A 19735-nucleotide genomic window follows, 5' to 3' on the forward strand; every position below is an offset into this window, starting at 1 on the left:
GCAAATTGGAGTGCCGTCAGTTGGTGGCGAGGGGTGTCGGCGCCTCGACCTGCGTCATCAGGTCGTCATTCCATTCGCCCTCGACCATAAAGTGAGCGGTCGCACCGAGTTCCACGGCCTCGATCAGATTGTGATTGACATAGGCGTAGACGCCGGGCTGCAGGAACGTGTAGAGCGCCGACCCCGCGGAGCCGCCACGGATGAACCAGGTTTCCAGATCCTTGGCCGGCGGATTGGCGAATTTGCCCTGTTCCCAGACATAGTCGCCGTGGCCACCGATCAGATGCGGTCGCGTATCGCGGTTGGCCTGCGAATGGACGATCAACACGGTCTCGCCGACCTTCGCCTTCATCGCATTGTCGCCGGTCAGCGAACCGACCTTGCCATTGAACACCACATGCGTCGGGATCAGCCCGCGCATGACCTTGACGATGTCGTCGTAACCGTCGCCGGCCGATTCGTAGGTCTTGAAGTTGCCCTTCTCGTCGCGCGGAATATAGAAGTCGTTCTCGCCGATGTAGAAGATCTTGTCGTACTTTACCGGTTCGCCCTTGTCGTTCCTGAGCCCATCGCGCGGCAGGATCATGATGGCGCCGCTCATGCCGGAGACGACATGCCATGGGATCATCGCGCCACCGGGTGCGCAGTGATAGACGAACGTACCCGTTCGGGTTGCCTTGAAGCGCAAGGTCACCTGCTCGCCGGGATTGATCAGCGTCAGGGCGCCGCCGCCCAGCGCGCCGGTTGCGGCGTGGAAATCGATGTTGTGAGCGAGTGAGTTGGTGTCGGGATTGATGAGCGTCAGTTCGACATAGTCGTCCTGATGCACGACCATCAGAGGGCCAGGAATCGAGCCGTTATAGGTCATCGCATTGAGCGTCGTGCCGTCGGCATCGATGACGACGGGCTTTTCCGCGATGGTCATGGTGAACTCGACGATTTTCGGTCCACCCGTGGCGATCTGATCGTGCGGATGCACAAAGGGCGGTGCCACGAGCTCGATCTTTTCGCGGGCGAACCCTCGAATGTCCGTCTTTGTCACCGTTGCCGAAAATGCCGGCAGTGCCGCCACGGTGGCAGCCCCAATCGCTGCTCCGAAAAGGGCGTCGCGTCGCGTGATCATGTCAGTCTCCTATCTCTCAACCGTTGCGGATGAGCAGAAGGTATCTGGCCTGACGCAGCGTTTCTTTGCGCTGGCGCAAATTGGTGGCGTTCAGTGTTAGGCAGCAACAACCCCGGAAACAGCAATCGTGCGCGGCATAGTCGCAGTGGGGAAGGTGTGTGGGAGCGGTTGGCTGCACCGGCGCTGTTTGTCAGCCCTCGGCCCTGGATCAGCGCTCCAGTCTGTCTTCCCGATCGATAAGGATCCGCTCGGCAGCTCCGTCAAGATCTTCGTACTGGCCACTCCTCAACGCCCACAGGAAGCCCCCCAGGCCAAGCGCACCAAGGAACAGGGCGACAGGGATGAGGTAGGCAAGGGTGGTCATGAGGATTGGGCCAGTTTGCTGCTGTCGGACAGCCTGTCGCGCCGGACATCTTTGGCCGGCGAATCTGGCATAGAACCTCGCAGACGCAGAGCATTTCCGATGACAAGCAGGGAAGACGCGGACATCGCGATCGCGGCGATAAGAGGGGTGACGTGCCCCAGGATCGCGATCGGCACGGCGACGGCATTGTAGATGATGGCGATCGTGATGTTCTGGCGAATCAAGCTTCCCGCCTTGCGCGAGACGTCCAGCGCGAGGGGGATTGCCAGAAGGCTTTCGCGCAGGAATACGAAATCCGCCGCATTGCGGCCAATGTCGGCGGCCGTGGCCGGCGCGAACGAAACATGCGCCGCGCTCAGCGCAGGCGTGTCGTTCAAGCCGTCGCCAACCATCAGAACCCGGTGTCCCTCTTTCGCCAGGGTTTCGATGCATTCGACCTTGCCGGACGGCAGCAGGCACGGAACGAAGTCATCGATACCCAGCATTTTCGAGATTTCGCGGCAGGCGGCCGCGCTATCGCCCGACAGCATCTGAACCGACATCCCGGCATCGTTCAATCGCTCGATCGCCGCCTTGGCGTCGGCACGCAACGCATCCTCGAAATTGAAGGTCGCGACAACGATCCCGTCTTTCGTCAGGACCGTCCCGCCATAGCCATGTTTGCCTTCGCCGCCTGTGCGGGCCTTCCATCCAGCCCATCCGCGTCTGCCCAGCCGCCAGATACTTCCGACGTCAGTTGCTTCGATACCGAACCCCGGATGCTCGGTGACGGCATCGAATTTGTGCTGCCCGCCGCCAGCGGCAAGACCGGCTATGGCCTTTGAAAAGGGATGACGCGAATGCGCGGCCATGTCGGCCGCAATCGTCAGCATGGCCGGATCGATCGAGGCCGCATTGACGAGACGGGGCTGGCCGAGCGTGAGCGTGCCGGTCTTGTCGAACACCGCTGCATCAATCGTTGCCAGGCGCTCCATGGCCGAACCATCCTTGACCATGATGCCGTTCTCGAACAGCCGCCGCGCGGCGACCACCTGGACGATCGGCACGGCGAGCCCGAGCGCGCACGGACATGTGATGATCAAAACGGCGATGGCGATGGTTATCGCCCGATGCCAGTCGCCGGTTGCCGCCATCCAGCCAAGGAATGTCACGAAGGCGGTGAGATGAACAACTGGAGCATAGAGTGCTGAAACGCGATCGGCGATGCGGCGGTAATGTGCGCGACCGCCCTCGGCGGCTTCCATCAGCCGAACCATTTCCGCCAGGAACGAATCCTTCGCGGCGGCTGTCGCCTCGATGGTCAGCGGGCCGGTAAGGTTGAGCACGCCGGCCTGGACGGCATCGTTTGGAGCCACGCTTCTGGGCGTGCTCTCTCCCGAAACCAGCGAGCAGTCGACGTCCGATGTCCCACGCGTGATCTTGCCGTCGACGGGGATCCTTTCGCCGGCCGCTATCAGCAACAGCATGCCCGGTTCGATCTCGCCAACCGGCAGATAGTCGCGTGCGCCACCGTCGCGCAGCACCATGGCGCCACGCGCGGCCAGTTGTGACAGGCCTTTCACGGCGGTGCGGGCGCGTGCGCGCATCACGTGATCCAGCGTGCGGCCGATCAACAGGAAGAACAGCAGAGACACCGACGCGTCGAAATAGGCGTGGTCGCCGTGGGTGATCGTCTCATGGAGGCTCATCGCATAGGCCAGCGACACGCCGACCGCGATCGGCACGTCCATGTTCATGCGGCCGTGACGCAAGGCATTCCAGGCCGACTTGAAGAAGATGCCGCCGGCGAAGGCGAGTGCGGGGATGGCGATCAGTGCCGAGACCCAGTGGAACAGGTCGCGGGTCGCGCCCTCGGCACCGGACCAGACCGAAACCGACAGCAGCATGATGTTGCCCGCCGCAAATCCGGCAACAGCGACGGCGCGGATAAGCTCCGAGAGCGTTTTGTCCTTTTCACCAATCTCGGGTTCGAACAAATGCGCCTGGTAACCCAGCCGCCCCAGCATGGCGACGAATGGTGGGGCCTCGTCCCCGCGCCACCGGACCGAGACCCGCTTCGTTGACAGGTTGACGCGAGCGGCCTCGACGTGATCGAGTTTTGCCAACGCCGTCTCGATTGTCTGGATGCAGGCTGCGCAATGAACCGTCGGAACTGAAAGATCGGTCTGGCTAAGGCCATCGCCAAGCGACCGGCTCGCCAGCTTGATCTCTTCGCTGGACGGCAGGACGGATGTAGCGTTGCCCAGATCCAGCGCCATTTCCGCGCCCGGTGCACAGCAGCTCATTTCAGCGCACCATCGGAGATCATGATCCTGCGCACGTCGTGGAAAGGCCTTGCCAGACCGGCATCGGCGTCGATTTCGACGATCCACACACCGTCCCTTGGCATGTGCTGCACGGCAAACTCCTGGCCCGAGGCGGCGGCGAGCGTGATGGACTCATCTTCTTTCTCGTAAGCGGGATGGCGAAACAGCACTTTGACGCCATGCAAGGGAACCCCCTTGCCGGCGGCGTCGGTGACGCCATAGCGGACTTCGCCCCATGCAATGGTCAACTTGCCGGTCCAGCCGAGGGCTGCCTGCGCGCGCCCTTCCTCGGCCTTCCTGTTGAATTGCTGGCTCGCCACATAGGTGTTTTCGACGACAAGCCCGGTCCAGCTTGTATTGGCAAGCGTCGCCATGGTCAGATTGACCGCGATGACCACGCCGAAAAAAGCAAGGATGATGGCCAACATGTGCCTGCCGGTGAATTCCCGGGATTTTCGCGTGGTGGCCTTCATCTGGCGATCTCCGGCGCGTTGAAGGTGGCGGTGTATTCGTTGGACTCGAAACTCGCTTTGTCCTCGACCCGGAGTGTGAAGGTCTGCGCTGCGCCATGGATCTGATCAGCAGGCAGGCGCACGAAAACCTTCAACATCTTCAGCCGGTCGGGTTCGACCTGGATCGCAAAAGAGCGATCGGCAGGGAGGTCGACACCAACGATGCTCATCTCTGCGCCTGGCAAACCCCCAATGCTGACGACGATCGTTCTTGGTTCGGGGATCATGTTCAGCAGCTTGACGGTATAGCCATTGCGGATCGAGCCGTCGGACAGCGTCACGAATTGTGGATTGCGGTCGTGCAAAACATTGATCTCGAGCCGGTCGCGCGTCAGCAGCGAAAAGAGCAGACCCAGGCCGATCAGCGACCACATGGCCATGTAGACATAGGTGCGTGGCCGAAAGATCTTGCGGACATGGAAATGCGCCACCCTGTCCGAAAACAGGCCGTCAGCGGTCCTGACCAATGACGGATTGACCGAACAGGCGCCGCCCGCGGTCGCCAGCATCATGTTGGCATTGTGGTCGGAGAGTGTCGCGTAGGAGATCAAGCCGCGCTCCTTGCCGAGCTTGTCCATGACGCCGTCGCAGGCGTCGATGCAGAGCGCGCAGGTGATGCATTCGAGCTGCTGGCCATCGCGAATGTCGATCCCCATCGGGCAGACAGCCACGCAGGCGTTACAGTCGACGCAATCGCCGACTGACTGTCCGGCGGCCTGGACCTTCTTGGTGTGGCGCGTGCGCGGTTCGCCGCGCCAGTCATTGTACGTGACGGTGAGCGAACTTTCGTCGAGCATGGCCGCCTGGATGCGCGGCCACGGGCACATATAGGTGCAGACCTGCTCGCGCATCAGCCCGCCGAACGTATAGGTCGTCGCTGTGAGCACAGCGACGGTGATGTAGGCGATAGGCGCTGCCGTGCCGGTGAAGAGTTCGACGAGCAAGGTCGGCGCATCGGCGAAATAGAAGATCCAGGCGCCGCCGGTCGCTGCACCTATGATCAGCCAGATGGCGTGTTTCGACATTCTCAGCGCGAGCTTGCGGGCGGTCCAAGGCCCGGCATCGAGCTTCATGCGCGCGTTGCGGTCGCCCTCGATAGCTCGCTCGACGACCAGGAACAGATCGACCCACACGGTCTGCGGACACGTATAGCCGCACCAGGCACGACCGACAGTCGACGTAACCAGGAAAAGACCGACGCCGGCCATGACCAGAAGGCCGGCCACATAGTAGAATTCCTGCGGCCATATCTCGATGAAGAAGAAGTAGAAACGCCGGTTGGCGACATCGAGCAGCACGGCCTGGTCAGGGGCAAACGGGCCGCGGTCCCACCGCAGCCAAGGTGTCAGATAGTAGATACCAAGCGTGACCGCCATTGCCAGCCATTTGAATCGGCGAAAGCTGCCCGAGGCCCGCTTCGGGAAGATCTTCTTGCGCGCGGCATACATCGGCTGTCGCACTTTGGCGGAGTTGACCGCCTCGGCTTCGAGCCGTTCTACCTGCGTATTGTCCAGCACTGGTTTCTCCCGTCGCGCAGCTTTGATTTCGCCGGGCAAATGTTCTGACTGGGCACAGGCAGGTCAGCGAAATACAGCGTCGAGCGGATTTTGCTGCCGACTGGATTGCGCCGCGTTGATGCAGGTCAATCGCCTGGCCCACGGAAAACAAATCGAGCCCCGGCAGAGCCGGGCCTCGTCGCTTCGGCGGTGAGGGCCGGAGAATAGGCCTCCGTTCCTATTCTCCACCGCCTAGCGAATGCACGTAGACCGCCAGCTCCTTGATCCTGGTTTCGCCCAGGCGCGCCCCCCAGGCCGGCATCACGCCTTGTTTCGGCGCTGTGACCTGGGCGGCAATGGCCGTTTCGCCCGATCCGTAGAGCCAGATGGCATCGGTCAGATCAGGAGCGCCGAGCTCCTTGTTGCCCTTTGCGTTGTCGCCGTGACAAGCAACGCAGTTTTCCGCAAAAACCTTGGCACCGGGCGCCACCAAAGATTCGTCGCTGACGGCTTGGGACAGGCCGGCAATATAGGCGCTGACCTGTTTAATCTGGTCGGCAGTGATAATGTCGCCAAAGGCTGGCATTTCCGAAAGCCGCGTATCCGGATCCGATGCGAAGCGGATACCATGCGTGACCGTCTGCTGGATCTGATCCGCCTTGCCGCCCCACAGCCAGTCATCGTCATTGAGGTTGGGGAAGCCCTTGGAGCCCTGGGCCCCGGAGCCATGACATTGCACGCAATTGACCTTGAACGCGGCGCCACCAGCGGCGATCGCGAATTCGCGCAAACCATCGTCCGCCGCGATCTCCGAAACACTCTTCGATTCTATCGCCGCGACATATTTGCCCTTCGCCGCTTCAGCCGCCGATAGCTCGTTCTTGACTTCGTTGCGGCTCGAATAGCCGAGCACGCCCGTTGTTGCCGAATGCAGCAAAGGCCATGCCGGATAGGCGATGGTGTATCCGATTGCCCAGACAATGGTGGCGTAGAAGGTTACGACCCACCAGCGCGGAAGCGGGTTGTTCAGCTCCCGAATGCCATCCCATTCGTGGCCGGTGGTCGAAACGCCAGAGATTTCATCGATGTGCTCGTCGCTCATGATCACTCGTCCTCAAGGGGAATCCGGGCAGCTTCGTCGGCCAACTTGCGGCTGCCGGGGCGCAGGGCGAAGGCAATTGCGCCGACAAAGAAAAGCGCCATGGCGACCAGACCCCAGCTGTCGGCAAACTCCCGCATCAAATTGTAATCCATGGATAAAACTCCTCAGCGGTAGCCGGCGGCTTCGTCGTAGTTCTTGAAATCGACCAGCGTGCCGAGCATCTGCAAATAGGCGACGAGGGCGTCCATTTCGGTGACCTGTTGCGGGTTGCCGTCGAAGTCGCCGATCTTGGCTTTGGGGTAGCGGGCTTCGAGGCCGGATGTGTCGGCGTTGGGATCAGCCTGCGCCATCAAGTCGGCGCTGGCGTGTGCGATCATGTCGTCGCCGTAGGGGACACCGACACGGCTGTTGGCGACCAGATGCGTCGAGAAATCCTTCACCTCGATCGGCGTGTCTTTCAGGAACGCATAGCTCGGCATGATTGATTCAGGCACCACCGAACGAGGATCCGTAAGGTGCTCGACATGCCATTGATTGGAATAGCGGTCGCCAACCCTGGCGAGGTCCGGTCCGGTGCGCTTCGATCCCCATTGGAAAGGATGATCGTACATCGACTCGGCCGCCAGACTGTAGTGACCATAGCGCTCGACCTCGTCGCGGAACGGTCTGATCATCTGGCTATGGCAGAGGTAGCAACCCTCGCGCACATAGATGTTGCGCCCGACAAGTTCGAGCGGCGAGTAAGGGCGCATGCCCTCGACCTTCTCGATCGTGTTGTCGAGATAGAAGAGCGGTGCGATCTCGACGATGCCGCCGACAGTCACCACAAGAAGAGAGCCGATGAGCAGAAGCGTGGCGTTCTTCTCGATCAGCGCGTGTTTGTCCATCAAGCCCATTGTCTGGCTCCTTATTCGGCAGGCTGCAGGACGGGCAGGGAGCCCGGCATCGGCTCTTCCTCGCGCTGGTAGCCGAGGATGGTCATGGCGATGTTCCAGGCCATGATCAGGGCGCCGGAGAGGTACATGGCCCCGCCGATGGCGCGCATGACATAGTAGGGGTGCATGGCGGCCACGGTTTCGGCAAAGGAGTAGACCAGGAAGCCCTGCTCGTCGTATTCGCGCCACATCAGGCCCTGCATGATGCCGGACACCCACATGACGGCCGCGTAGACGACGATGCCGAGCGTCGCCAGCCAGAAGTGCCAGGTGACGAGCCGCAGCGAATAGAGACGTTGGCGGTTCCAAAGCTTCGGCACCATGTAATAGATCGCGCCGAACGAGATCATCCCAACCCAGCCGAGCGCACCGGAGTGCACGTGACCTATGGTCCAGTCGGTATAGTGCGACAGCGAATTGACCGTCTTGATCGACATCATGGGACCTTCGAAGGTCGACATGCCGTAGAAGGCGATGGCCATCACCATCATGCGGATAATCGGATCGGTGCGCAGCTTGTCCCAGGCGCCCGACAGCGTCATCAGGCCGTTGATCATGCCGCCCCATGACGGCATCCACAGCATGATCGAGAACACCATGCCGAGTGTCTGCGCCCAGTCGGGCAGGGCGGTGTAGTGCAGGTGATGGGGGCCGGCCCAGATGTATAGAAAGATGATCGCCCAAAAATGGACGATCGACAGCCGGTAGGAATAGACCGGCCGGTTCGCCTGCTTGGGCACGAAGTAATACATCATGCCGAGGAAGCCGGCGGTGAGGAAAAAGCCGACGGCGTTGTGGCCGTACCACCATTGCGTCAGGGCGTCTTGGACGCCGGAAAAGGCGGAGTAGCTCTTGGAACCCAGGAATGAGGCCGGCATCGACAGGTTGTTGACCACATGCAGCATCGCGATGGTGACGATGAAGGACAGGTAAAACCAGTTGGCGACGTAGATGTGCGGCTCCTTGCGCTTCAGGATCGTGCCGAGGAACAGGATGAGATAGGCGACCCAGACGATGGTCAGCCAGATATCCACATACCATTCGGGTTCGGCGTATTCGCGGCTCTCGGTGATGCCGAGCAGGTAGCCGGTCGCGGCCATGACGATGAAGAGCTGGTAGCCCCAAAACACGAACCAACCGAGATCGCCGCCGAACAGCCGCGCGCGGCAGGTGCGCTGGACGACATACAGGGACGTGCAGAGCAGCGCATTGCCGCCAAAGGCGAAGACGACGCCCGACGTATGCAATGGCCGTAAACGGCCGAAGTTAAACCAGGGCTGAATGTTGAGATCGGGGTAGGCAAGTTGCAGCGCAATGACGACGCCGACCAGCATGCCGACGACACCCCAGAACATGGTGGCGATGGCGCCATAGCGGACTGGCCCATCCATGTAGGCGGACGGGTCGATCGGAGCAGCCACTTCGAAATTCGTGTTGCGGATGAGGATGGCGACAAAGCCGAGCAGCACAAAAAACAGTACCCACATATGCTGCCGGAATGGCTCGTCCACACCGAACCCGGCTGCCACAAGGGCCGCAAATGTGAACAGGCCCAAGGCGAAGATTTGCGTGCCGAACTTCATGACCTGTCCCCGACCTCGGATTGGGATGCGCGGATACCAATCCGCTTGACACCAATTCAGCAGTCGCGTCGTCGCTGCCTTGATCCATGTCAAAGCCATTTGCTTTTGGATTGGGCAGCTTCGAACTCGCAAACGATCAGGAGGCTTTCATTGGACGGGGAGAACGAGCGGAAATCGTCGCTGTTTGAAGCCCGCCGCGAGATTTCCATGCCGGTCGCACGGTTCGATCGAGAGTTCCTCCCTGGCGCTGTGATGAAACGTGCCCATGGGGAAAAGCTGCGGCTTTGTGACGCCTTGGAAAAGATCGCCGATACGTTGCCGGCCGCAGATCGCCTGAAGTGTATTGGCGTGGCCAACGCGATCGTTCCGCTGTTGCGCAACATTCACCAATACGAGGAGACGGTTATCTTTCCGGCCTACGAGGCTGCTTTGACTGGCAGCGATTCCAACCTTGCTTCAACTCGTCGATTGCGCGCAGAACACGTCGAGGACGAATGCTTCGCCGGCGAGGTGACTGAAATCCTGCTGGCGATCGGCCATGGCGAGACAGTCGAGAATGCCGAGGCTGTCGGCTTCATGCTGCGCGGCTTATTCGAAAGCTTGCGCCGGCATATCGCCTTCGAACGCGAGCACGTCTTGCCGATGATCGGGGTCGTCGATGCCGGTTAGGCGCCGGAGCGTCGCTGCAGCCGGCTCATGTTCTCCACAGTCATGTGCCGGTTGTTGTCGATCCGGATTACGCTGTCTGTTCTCAGCCTGGTCAGTTGGCGGCTGACCGTCTCGATCGTCAAGCCGAGAAAATCGGCGATGTCGGCGCGCGTCAGCGGCAGGTCAAAGCTTGTCGACTGGGCCGCCGGGTCAAGCGTGGGATCGATATTCCTGGCGATCATCAGGAGAAAGCTCGCCACCTTTTCCGCAGCACTCTTGCGCCCCAGCGTCACCATCCAGTCTCGTGCTTCGTCTAGTTCATTGAGCGTCTGCTTGAAGAGACGGTGCTCGAGCTGTGGCGATTCCTTCATCATGCGTTCGATGGCGGCTTTTGGAAAGGAACACAGGGAAACGGTCGTTGCGGCTTCGGCGTTGATCGCGCTCTCCACCTTGAAGGGCCTGCCCAGGAAATCGGGGGCAAACTGGAGGCCGACAATCTGCTGGCGTCCGTCCGACAGGCTCTTTGTGAGCTTCACCACGCCGGAAAGTACGTTCGAATAACGGTCGACGGTCTGGGTGTCACCAATCAGTTCTGCGCCCGGTTCAACGGTGTGCTTCGATGAGGTCTTGGCGAGGCCCACCAGTTGATCGGGATCGAGCGCGCCGCAGACGCCATGGTGGCGCGCTTCGCATGATCGGCAAAGCACTGGAATGCCGGTGCTGTGAATATCCTGACGCACTGTCATCATGGTCGTCCGAGGACCCAAAGTGCCGGCAAGATAGCATCGGCGGCAGGAAAATCCTTGCGGCAGTTTGTCCACCGCGGACTTTGACCGAAATCAAGGCTACCGGCCAGTAATGTGGGCAACGTCGGGCCATGCAAAGTGGAGCGGATAGAGACGTGCGGCCAGAATTAGTTGCCAGACTTGGTGAGAACGTGCCGCGCTATACGAGCTACCCGACAGCGCCGCATTTCAATGCAAGCGTCGATGCTGCCGTTTGTCGGGGCTGGCTGCAGGCGCTCGACGAGGGCCACGAGATATCGCTCTATCTGCACATCCCGTACTGCGACAAGCTTTGCTGGTTCTGTGCCTGCCATACCAAGCAGACACGCCACTACGAACCGGTGACCACATATCTTCGCTCACTGCATGCCGAGATCGCCACCGTCGCCGGTCTTGTCGCAGGCAAGGGCCGCGTGCGTGCCGTCCATTTCGGCGGCGGTTCGCCAACGATGCTCAAACCGGAGGATCTGGTGGCGCTGGGAACCGCCCTGCGCAACAGCTTCACCTTTCTTCCCGGCGCCAAGATCAGCGTCGAAATCGAACCCAATGATATGGACGATGCCCGCCTCGACGCACTCGCCGAAATCGGCATGACCCGTGCGAGCCTCGGCGTCCAGGATTTTGACCCGAAGGTGCAAAAGGCAATTAACCGCGAGCAGAGCTTTTTTCAGACCAAAGCGGTAGTCGACGGCGTTCGTTCGCGCGGCGTCGAATCGGTCAATCTGGACCTGCTCTACGGCTTGCCACACCAGACCAGGGAGAGTGTCTCCTCCACCGTCGCGCAGGCACTGACCCTGGAACCGGACCGGATAGCGCTTTTTGGCTACGCCCATGTGCCGTGGTCCAAGAAACATCAGACGATGATCGACGAGGCATGGCTGCCGGGTCCGGCAGAGCGGTTTGCTCAATCGCAACTTGCGGCGCGGGCGATCGTGGACCAGGGATACGAAGCAATCGGGCTCGACCATTTCGCCAAACCGGGCGATGCCCTCGCGCTTGCCGCCCGCGCCGGAACACTGCACCGGAACTTCCAGGGCTATACCGAGGATCGCTGCGAGACCTTGATTGGCCTTGGCCCGTCATCCATCAGCCAGTTTCGCCAGGGCTATGCACAGAACATGCCTTCGACCGCCGAGTATGGACGCATGGTTGCTGATGGCGGGCTGGCCGCTGTTCGGGGTATCGCGCTTTCCGACGACGACCGTGTTCGCGGCTGGATCATCGAGCGATTGATGTGTGACTTCGCCTTCTCGGCGATTGAGCTGGTGGAGCGCTTTGGCGAAGCCGGCCAAAGACTTCTCCTCAAGGCGAGTTCCACGGCTCTTCATGGTCCTGCGCGGCTGCTTGAACTTGATGGTGACCGCTTCGTCGTGCCGGCGGAAAGCCGGCCCTTTGTCAGAAGCATCGCGGCGAAGTTCGACAAATATTTCGAAACCGGTACAGCCAGGCATTCCGTAGCGGTCTGAACGATCGCCCGTTCAGAAATGCTCGCCGGCCTTGAATGGGCCAATGCGGGTGCCGGCCGCGATCAGATAGGCGGTCGACCAGCCAATCAGAAGAAATCCGTTCACGCCCTCTAGCGCCGCGAGGACGCGCCATGCGTGAGCGGGCACAATGTCGCCGTAGCCGACGGTCGAGAAGGTGATGGTGGAAAAGTACAGCGCGGTTTCGAAGTCAGGAAAGATATCGAGCAGCCGGTATAGTCCTGCCCAGAGCCACACCTCTGCGGTCATGATGGCAAAGAGCCCCATCACCACGCTGATCATCGCAACGATGCGGCTGCGGCGCCCGTGCATGCGAAACCGGGCGACCAGGTGACCCATCACATGTGTGACCACGATCAGACCAAAGGTGTGAACCAGGACCGTAAGGCTAATGACGACGGTGCCGATGAGCAGATTGAGGATCATCTTCGGAAGGTAGAGATTGCTGCGGTGCCTTCCTTGCTCGAAATCAAACCGGCAGGTTTCGCCTATGCGGTGCAGATTGTCGACCGGGTCAGGAACCGCTTCTCCCGCCCGTTATCCAGCGAGAACATGCCACCGCGACCCGGCACCACGTCGATGATGAGATCGGTATGTTTCCAAGCCTCGAATTGCGACGCACCGATGTAGAACGGCGCGTCGCCGATGTGGCCGAGCAGCACGTCCTGGTCGCCCACGATGAAGCCGATACGCGGATAGCACATCGGCGAAGAGCCGTCGCAGCAGCCGCCGGATTGATGAAACAGCACCGGACCGTGCTCGGCGACAATCTCGGCGATCAGTTCAAGGGCTGCCGGTGTCGCTGTGACCTTCGCTCGCATCATGTTTTCCGATTTCCAGCCTTTGGCGCGGCCCCCTCGCGGAGCCGCGCCTGTGGGTCAAAGCGGCGATCAGAAGAAGCCGAGCTTCTTCGGGCTGTAGCTGACCAGCATGTTTTTGGTCTGCTGGTAGTGGTCGAGCATCATCTTGTGCGTCTCGCGGCCGATGCCGGACTGCTTGTAGCCGCCGAAGGCCGCATGCGCGGGATAGGCGTGGTAGCAGTTGGTCCAGACGCGGCCCGCCTGGATCGCGCGGCCGAACCGGTAGGCGCGGTTGCTGTCGCGTGTCCAGATACCGGCGCCGAGGCCGTAGAGCGTATCGTTGGCTATGCTGAGCGCTTCGTCGTCGTCCTTGAAGGTCGTGACCGAGACCACCGGTCCGAAGATCTCTTCCTGGAAGATGCGCATCTTGTTGTGGCCCTTGAACACCGTCGGCTTCACGTAGTAGCCGCCGGCGAGATCGCCGGGCAGGACGTTGCGCTCGCCACCGGTCAGCAACTCGGCGCCTTCCTGGCGGCCGATGTCGATGTAGGCCAGGATCTTTTCCAACTGCTCGGATGATGCCTGGGCACCGATCATCGTTGCGGGGTCGAGCGGATCGCCCTGCACGATCGCCTCGACACGCTTCAGCGCACGTTCCATGAACCTGTCGTAGATCGATTCATGAATGAGCGCGCGGCTCGGGCAGGTGCAGACTTCGCCCTGATTCAGCGCGAACATGACGAAGCCTTCGATCGCCTTGTCGAAGAAATCGTCGTCTTCGGCGACAACGTCCTTGAAGAAGATGTTGGGCGACTTGCCGCCCAGTTCCAGGGTGACGGGGATCAGGTTCTGGCTGGCATACTGCATGATCAGCCGGCCGGTCGTGGTTTCTCCGGTGAAGGCGATTTTGGCAATGCGCGGCGACGACGCGAGCGGCTTACCGGCTTCGAGGCCGAAGCCGTTGACAATGTTGAGCACACCCGGCGGCAGCAGATCGCCGATAAGATCGGCCCACAGCAAGATGGCAGCCGGCGTCTGCTCGGCAGGCTTCAGCACGACGCAGTTTCCGGCGGCAAGCGCGGGAGCAAGCTTCCAGCAGGCCATCAGCAGCGGGAAGTTCCACGGGATGATCTGGCCAACCACCCCGAGCGGCTCATGGAAATGATAGGCAACGGTATCGTCGTCGATCTGCGAAAGGCTGCCTTCCTGGCCACGCAAGGCACCGGCGAAATAGCGGAAATGGTCGATGGCTAGAGGCAGGTCGGCGGCGGTCGTTTCGCGGATCGGCTTGCCGTTGTCCCAGGTTTCGGCAGATGCGAGGAGATCGAGGTTTTCCTCCATGCGATCGGCGATGCGATTGAGGATGAGTGAGCGCTCGGCCACGCTCGTGCGCCCCCAGGCGTCCTTGGCGGCATGGGCAGCGTCTAAAGCCGCCTCGATGTCCTGGGCATCCGAGCGACCCACCTCGCAGAGCAACTGACCATTCACCGGCGAGAAGTTTTCGAAATAACGGCCCGAACGCGGCTCGGCCCATTTGCCACCGATGAAATTGCCGTAGCGCTTATCGAAGGGCGCCTTGACCGGGCGTGAGAATTCTACCTTGTTCATGTGTCTTCCTCCGCAAAGCTGGCGCCGCGGAATGCGACGCTTCGGGAAGACACTTGCGATCTCCCACCGCTATTGCCAATGCGCCGGGGACAGTGGGCGGGCGGGTGTGTCGCAGAATTGCGACAGTCACGCGACGTTTCAAAAGTCAGTGGGACCTGTGGACGTCCAGGCGGTTGAGTTTGCGGTGAAGCGTGGCGCGACTGATGCCGAGCGCATGGGCCGCGGCCGAGACATTTCCGTCTGCGCGCGCCAGCGCCCGCTGCAGAACGCCGCGCTCCGCCTCGGCGAGGACTTCGGGGCGGCTCTCGGCCCAACCGAGCAGATCGGCCGCAGGCATCGGCTTGTCGAGACACTGTTGCGTAATTCCAAGCGCCAGGCGAGCCGAACGGGTCGCGCCGACCACAAGGTCGTCCGCATCAACCGCGATCAACGCGCCGGAACCCTTGTCGGGCACCGGCGCCAGCAGAATGCGCGCCTTGGGGAATGCCATTTTGAAGTTCTCGGCCTCGATCCGACGCGACGCGTCGACGACGGCCATGGAAATAAGCTTGGAGAAGACCTCGGTCAGATCAGCCCGGCAGGAAGACACGTCAAGGGCAGCCGCAAGGTCTCCACGGTGATCATAAATCGGAGCCGTGGTGCAGCTCAGCCCGGTGTTGCGCGTGTGAAAATGCTGATCACGGTGGATCGTCAGGACGCGCTGTTCCACCAGACAGGTGCCGATACCGTTGGTGCCCTCGCTCTCCTCGTTCCAGACGGACCCTGTCCATAACCCCCAGGAACGAAACGTCTCGTCGTCCACAGGCGCGCCGCGCCGTTCGACCGGCACGCCGTCGCGATCGGCGAGCAGGACGCAGCATCCAACGCCGCCCACCGCAAGATAGAGCCGGTCCAGGCTTGATTGAGCAACCCGGACGAGCGGCCCGATGCGTTGCCGGGCCTCTCCCAATTCCGCCTCTGTCAGATAGCGTGGGGGGCTGCAATCGGCCGGATCGAGCCGGTGCAGACTGGAAGACCGTCGCCAGGAAGCGACCAGCGCGGACTTCGCCGCCGCGTCCGAAGCGATCGCGGCCTGAACGCGGTCGGCGTGATGACCGGATAGATCCTCACCCATGCTTGTCCTCCCAGAACCCCAGCTCTCTTCCTGTCGGCTACTAAACCACGGCTGCTTCAAGGCAAGCTAACGCTGGTGTCCTGCCAAGTTCCGCTTTCGATCACCGCACTGTCAATTCGACAGAAGAACCAGACATCCGCTATGTTTTCCTGTCAGTCAGTGACGTTGGCCAATGGGTAGTCGTCCTCGCCTGTGCCCCCCCACACACACACACTCTCTCTCTCTTCCAGGCAACTGTTCGGCTGATCCCCGCAAGCCTACCGGTATGAACTGGGCATTCATTGATCCATAGCAAAGACGGCTGACCATAATCAGCTGCGGGATCGTGCGGAACAATACGGGAAGCTTTCTGATTGTGGCCTCCAAAACCCAACAAATCAACGCTTTCGGCACATCCTCCGGGCCCACCAAATTATTACATATCAATATCGGCTCATCGTCCACGGGTGGCCATCGACAGCCGTTCGTTGACAGCGTACGAGCGAACGCCGATGTCGGCGATACCGAAACAGTTCAGGTGCGCGGAATGTTTCTCGGTATACGCTTGCGCGTGCTCGACGCTGTCGAACAAATAGACCCGCCCGCGACATCTCGATCGGGCGCCTCGGTCCACACTTCCAGATCAGCCCGGGCTCATTGATTCTCTGACGGCTGGTTGAAGGCGACAGTATGCTTGCATTCAGCTCAAGGCGTGGCCGGCCAATCCATAGACCCAAGGCCCATTGTCTTGCCGGTTCAGGAAGCGGCGCCCTTTGGACATGGTCGTAACGGTCTCGGCAATGCCGAGGCCGCTCTGCTGGAGAAACGCGGCAAACACGCCATCCTTCTCGCGGGTGTCGACGCGGGCGAATCGTCCTGCCAGTTCCTTCAGATGCAGGGCTGTAAGATGGACCGCGTCGAGATCGTTTCGCGCGACCATGGGGCCGATCACGTGACCACGACCGAACTCGCGACACATGGAATAGCCGACGATTTCGCCGCCGCGGCTCAAAGTGCAGATTGAGGCATCCGCTGCGAGCAACGCGAGCAGCCTCTCGCGGTTTAGCCCTAACGCGCGCGTATCCAGCGGCGTGATGTCCTTAAGCCTGTCGCTCGACAGCGCCTGCAATTCACCGTTCAAGGCCGGCATAGCCGGGAGTGTTTGTGGGACCTCCCCCTGGCGCTGGTATACGATCGCCTCGGTCGTGAAGCCGAGTGAAACGTAGAGGGGGTAGGCAGCATGGGTCGCGTTGAGCGCCAAATTGCGATCGCCGCACTGCTCAAGGACTAGGTCCATGAGCCATCGGCCGCCTCCTTGCGCTTGTGTGCGTGGCGTTGTGATCACCAGGCCAATGGTGGCAAAGTCGTCCCCGTGGGGAAACCACATCGCGCTCCCGAAAACGCGTCCAATACCATCAACGGCAACAATGCCGCGTCCTGCACGGCGCAGAAAGTCCCAATCCTTCGGCCGGTGAGGCCAGCGGACTGAGATCGACAGCGCGTGCAGTAGCTTGACGTCGACATCATCAATGTCCCGCGCGACCAGTTCGAAGGATTTCAGGCGTACTGATCTCTGCATCTCAATCGATCCGCTCCTTCAACGAATGCGCAAGGCACGCGGTGTTGATCCTGTCATCGATCGCCATGTCGCGACATACCTCTTTTGCCGCAGCATTATACGGGAAAGCCAGCAGGTTTCGCTGGTTCGAGGTGCTTTTTCGCAATCTTCGGCCAAAGCACGACGCAATTCGGCAGGGAACACTGCTGCCTGCGGATAGGCTGGTTGCACCCGGTGATAGTGTGCAAGCAGAGCGGACCGCCATGAACGTGGAAGAAATCCTCGCGACCCTGGTTGCATTTCCCTCTGTTGTGGGCACGCCAAACGGCGCGATCGTCGATTGGATCCGCGACTACTGTCAGGCAGCCGGAGCCGAGGTGACGGTTCTCGCCGGTCCCGAGGGCGACCGGTCCAACCTTTTCCTCACGATCGGCCCGCGCCAGGGTCGGGGCTATATCATCTCCGGGCATATGGATGTCGTCCCGGCCGGCGAGCCGGAATGGAGCTCGGACCCGTTCGTTCTGCGTCGCGAGGGCGGCAGGCTTTACGGCCGCGGCACCTCCGACATGAAGGGCTTCCTCGCCTGCGCATTGGCGGCGCTCCCAGGACTTGCGGCGATGAATCTGCGGCAGCCAGTTCATCTCGCATTCTCATATGACGAAGAGGCGGGGTGCCGTGGTGTGCCGCATCTCCTAGCCGCGTTGCCGAGCTTATGCGAGAGGCCGCTTGGCGCGATTGTCGGCGAGCCGAGCCGGATGCAGCCCGTGCGCGCGCACAAGGGGAAGGCCGCCGCGCGGCTCGAGGTGATCGGGCGATCCGGCCATTCCTCACGCCCCGATCTCGGACTCAACGCCGTGCACGCCATGGCCGGCGTCATCGCGCACGCCGTGGCCTACGGCCAATCCCTCGCCGACGGGCCGCTCGATCAAAATTTCGAGCCCCCGTATTCTTCCTTGCAAGTGGGCGTCATCGCCGGTGGACAGGCGGTCAACATCATCGCTGGTCACTGCACAGCCGATATCGAGGCGCGTGCCTTGCCCGGCGTTTCTCCAGCCTCCCTGCTTGAGCCGGTCAAGGCCCGGCTTTTCGCCCTGCGAGACAGCGGCTTTGATGTGGCGTGGCACGAGTTGAGCACCTATCCTGCCCTTGCGCCCGCTAACGGGAGTGAGCTAGCGGCCGTTCTGACGGAGCTGACTGGGCAGGAGCCGCTGACAGCTGTGAGTTACGGCACGGAGGCCGGACTTTATCAGCACGCCGGCATCGATGCGGTCGTTTGCGGACCCGGCGACATCGGCCGTGCCCATTGTCCCGACGAATATATCGAGATTGGTGAACTCGCCGCTTGCCGGAAGATGATCGAGGGGCTCGGCGCGCGTCTTGCGGCCTGAAGGAAGGGCGGTCACCATGGCGTTTCTTTTCAATTCCGATGCGGCGCGTGCTGCGGTCTTCCGCGAGGTCTTTGCGCGCCAGCTCCCGGATCTGGAATTCGTCCATTCCGGGGACGAGACGGAGCCGGAGAAGGTGCGCTATCTCATCACCTGGACTGTGCCGGACGAGATCTCGCGCTACCGCAATCTGGAAGTGCTGTTTTCCATCGGAGCGGGCGTCGACCAGTTCAAGCAGGACGTGGTGCCAAGCCATGTGAAGCTTGTGCGCATGGTCGAGGACGGCATCATACGCATGATGCAGGAATACGTCGCGCTCGGCGTGTTGGCGCTCCACCGCGAGATGCCCGCCTATCTTGAGCAGCAGAAAAGATGCCTCTGGCAACCGATTGCCGCTCGACAGGCGGCCGAACGCCGGGTTGGCTTCCTCGGCCTTGGCATGCTGGCCCAGGCGGCTATCGAGCGCTTGAAGCCCTTCCAGTTTCCGCTTGCCGGGTGGAGCCGCAGCGAAAAGCGGATAGAGGACGTCGCCTGTTTTCACGGCACGGACCAACTCGCGGGCTTTCTGAAGCAAACGGATATTCTCGTCTGCCTGCTCCCGCTCACGGAACAAACGTGCGGCGTGCTCGATGCAGAGTTCTTCGACTTGCTGCCCGTCGGGGCGCAGCTGCTGCATGTCGGCAGGGGTCCGCAACTGGACCAGGCCGCGCTGATCAACGCGCTCGACACCGGTCACGTAGCTGCGGCGATGCTTGATGTCACTGATCCAGAACCGCTCCCGGAAGACCATCCGCTGTGGTCGCATCCGAAGGTGATGATAACGCCGCACATCGCCTCGGTGACGCAACCGCATACGGCGGCACAATCCGTCGTTGACAACATCCGGCGCCACCGCGCCGGAGAAGAACTGATCGGCCTCGTCGATCGGACACTCGGCTACTAACCAGGAAACA

The 19735-nt window shown here is 61.3% G+C and carries 20 protein-coding genes; 4 read left to right on the forward strand and 16 right to left on the reverse strand.

Annotated features, from left to right (window positions below):
• Positions 1-16: 16 nt before the first annotated feature.
• The 9 genes from nirK to ccoN form a co-directional block, all read right to left on the reverse strand.
• Positions 17-1123, reverse strand: a complete 1107-nt coding sequence (nirK, locus tag NKJ32_RS23020; protein WP_352829000.1) for a copper-containing nitrite reductase — start codon at positions 1121-1123, stop codon at positions 17-19.
• A gap of 208 nt (positions 1124-1331) precedes the next feature.
• Complete coding sequence (ccoS, locus tag NKJ32_RS23025; RefSeq protein WP_352455561.1) at positions 1332-1487, reverse strand: cbb3-type cytochrome oxidase assembly protein CcoS; 156 nt, start codon at positions 1485-1487, stop codon at positions 1332-1334.
• Positions 1484-3772, reverse strand: coding sequence for a cation-translocating P-type ATPase (locus tag NKJ32_RS23030; protein WP_352706455.1), 2289 nt, complete (start codon positions 3770-3772; stop codon positions 1484-1486). Before NKJ32_RS23030 ends, ccoS begins: the two co-directional genes overlap by 4 nt.
• The gene (locus NKJ32_RS23035) at positions 3769-4266 is read right to left on the reverse strand and encodes a FixH family protein (RefSeq protein WP_352829002.1); all 498 of its coding nucleotides are present in this window, start codon (positions 4264-4266) and stop codon (positions 3769-3771) included. The genes NKJ32_RS23030 and NKJ32_RS23035 overlap by 4 nt, the downstream gene beginning before the upstream one ends.
• Positions 4263-5822 (reverse strand): cytochrome c oxidase accessory protein CcoG, encoded by a 1560-nt coding sequence (gene ccoG, locus NKJ32_RS23040; RefSeq protein ID WP_352829003.1) that lies wholly within the window; start codon positions 5820-5822, stop codon positions 4263-4265. Before ccoG ends, NKJ32_RS23035 begins: the two co-directional genes overlap by 4 nt.
• Positions 5823-6039: 217 nt before the next feature.
• Positions 6040-6903 carry a cytochrome-c oxidase, cbb3-type subunit III gene (gene ccoP / locus NKJ32_RS23045; RefSeq protein WP_352622943.1) on the reverse strand — a complete coding sequence of 288 codons (864 nt, stop codon included), beginning with the start codon at positions 6901-6903 and terminating at the stop codon, positions 6040-6042.
• A 2-nt stretch (positions 6904-6905) separates the two neighbouring features.
• On the reverse strand, positions 6906-7055 hold the full coding sequence (locus tag NKJ32_RS23050) for a CcoQ/FixQ family Cbb3-type cytochrome c oxidase assembly chaperone (RefSeq protein ID WP_023759205.1): 150 nt from the start codon (positions 7053-7055) through the stop codon (positions 6906-6908).
• 12 nt (positions 7056-7067) lie between these two features.
• Positions 7068-7799, reverse strand: a complete 732-nt coding sequence (gene ccoO / locus NKJ32_RS23055) for a cytochrome-c oxidase, cbb3-type subunit II (protein WP_352578058.1) — start codon at positions 7797-7799, stop codon at positions 7068-7070.
• An 11-nt stretch (positions 7800-7810) separates the two neighbouring features.
• Positions 7811-9421: a cytochrome-c oxidase, cbb3-type subunit I gene (gene ccoN / locus NKJ32_RS23060; protein ID WP_352593967.1), complete on the reverse strand. Its 1611-nt coding sequence runs from the start codon at positions 9419-9421 to the stop codon at positions 7811-7813.
• A gap of 252 nt (positions 9422-9673) precedes the next feature.
• On the opposite strand from ccoN, the gene NKJ32_RS23065 reads away from it, so the two are divergent.
• The gene (locus NKJ32_RS23065) at positions 9674-10090 is read left to right on the forward strand and encodes a hemerythrin domain-containing protein (RefSeq protein ID WP_352706550.1); all 417 of its coding nucleotides are present in this window, start codon (positions 9674-9676) and stop codon (positions 10088-10090) included.
• On the opposite strand, the gene NKJ32_RS23070 is transcribed toward NKJ32_RS23065, so the two are convergent.
• Positions 10087-10815 (reverse strand): Crp/Fnr family transcriptional regulator, encoded by a 729-nt coding sequence (locus NKJ32_RS23070; RefSeq protein WP_352593968.1) that lies wholly within the window; start codon positions 10813-10815, stop codon positions 10087-10089. The two genes, NKJ32_RS23065 and NKJ32_RS23070, sit on opposite strands and share 4 nt — an antisense overlap.
• 155 nt (positions 10816-10970) lie before the next feature.
• Here NKJ32_RS23070 and hemN point away from each other — a divergent pair, with 155 nt between their 5' ends.
• Positions 10971-12320, forward strand: coding sequence for an oxygen-independent coproporphyrinogen III oxidase (hemN, locus tag NKJ32_RS23075; protein WP_352829005.1), 1350 nt, complete (start codon positions 10971-10973; stop codon positions 12318-12320).
• Between the two features lie 12 nt (positions 12321-12332).
• On the opposite strand, the gene NKJ32_RS23080 is transcribed toward hemN, so the two are convergent.
• From NKJ32_RS23080 to NKJ32_RS23105, 6 genes are all read right to left on the reverse strand, one after another.
• Positions 12333-12764: a potassium channel family protein gene (locus tag NKJ32_RS23080; RefSeq protein ID WP_352593970.1), complete on the reverse strand. Its 432-nt coding sequence runs from the start codon at positions 12762-12764 to the stop codon at positions 12333-12335.
• Between the two features lie 62 nt (positions 12765-12826).
• Positions 12827-13159: a DUF779 domain-containing protein gene (locus NKJ32_RS23085; RefSeq protein WP_352455633.1), complete on the reverse strand. Its 333-nt coding sequence runs from the start codon at positions 13157-13159 to the stop codon at positions 12827-12829.
• Positions 13160-13228: 69 nt separating this feature from the next.
• Positions 13229-14746, reverse strand: a complete 1518-nt coding sequence (gene adh, locus NKJ32_RS23090) for an aldehyde dehydrogenase (protein WP_352786757.1) — start codon at positions 14744-14746, stop codon at positions 13229-13231.
• Between the two features lie 145 nt (positions 14747-14891).
• Positions 14892-15860: a helix-turn-helix domain-containing protein gene (locus tag NKJ32_RS23095; protein WP_352829030.1), complete on the reverse strand. Its 969-nt coding sequence runs from the start codon at positions 15858-15860 to the stop codon at positions 14892-14894.
• A gap of 433 nt (positions 15861-16293) precedes the next feature.
• On the reverse strand, positions 16294-16473 hold the full coding sequence (locus NKJ32_RS23100; protein ID WP_352455573.1) for a YdhR family protein: 180 nt from the start codon (positions 16471-16473) through the stop codon (positions 16294-16296).
• 66 nt (positions 16474-16539) lie between these two features.
• Positions 16540-17418 carry a GNAT family N-acetyltransferase gene (locus NKJ32_RS23105; RefSeq protein ID WP_352786756.1) on the reverse strand — a complete coding sequence of 293 codons (879 nt, stop codon included), beginning with the start codon at positions 17416-17418 and terminating at the stop codon, positions 16540-16542.
• A 242-nt stretch (positions 17419-17660) separates the two neighbouring features.
• On the opposite strand from NKJ32_RS23105, the gene argE reads away from it, so the two are divergent.
• Both argE and NKJ32_RS23115 read left to right on the forward strand, forming a co-directional pair.
• On the forward strand, positions 17661-18785 hold the full coding sequence (gene argE / locus NKJ32_RS23110; RefSeq protein WP_352786771.1) for an acetylornithine deacetylase: 1125 nt from the start codon (positions 17661-17663) through the stop codon (positions 18783-18785).
• A 16-nt stretch (positions 18786-18801) separates the two neighbouring features.
• The gene (locus NKJ32_RS23115; RefSeq protein WP_352786755.1) at positions 18802-19725 is read left to right on the forward strand and encodes a 2-hydroxyacid dehydrogenase; all 924 of its coding nucleotides are present in this window, start codon (positions 18802-18804) and stop codon (positions 19723-19725) included.
• Positions 19726-19735: the final 10 nt, after the last annotated feature.

Origin of the sequence: Mesorhizobium sp. M0159 (genome assembly GCF_040322295.1) — a bacterium.
Lineage (GTDB): Bacteria > Pseudomonadota > Alphaproteobacteria > Rhizobiales > Rhizobiaceae > Mesorhizobium.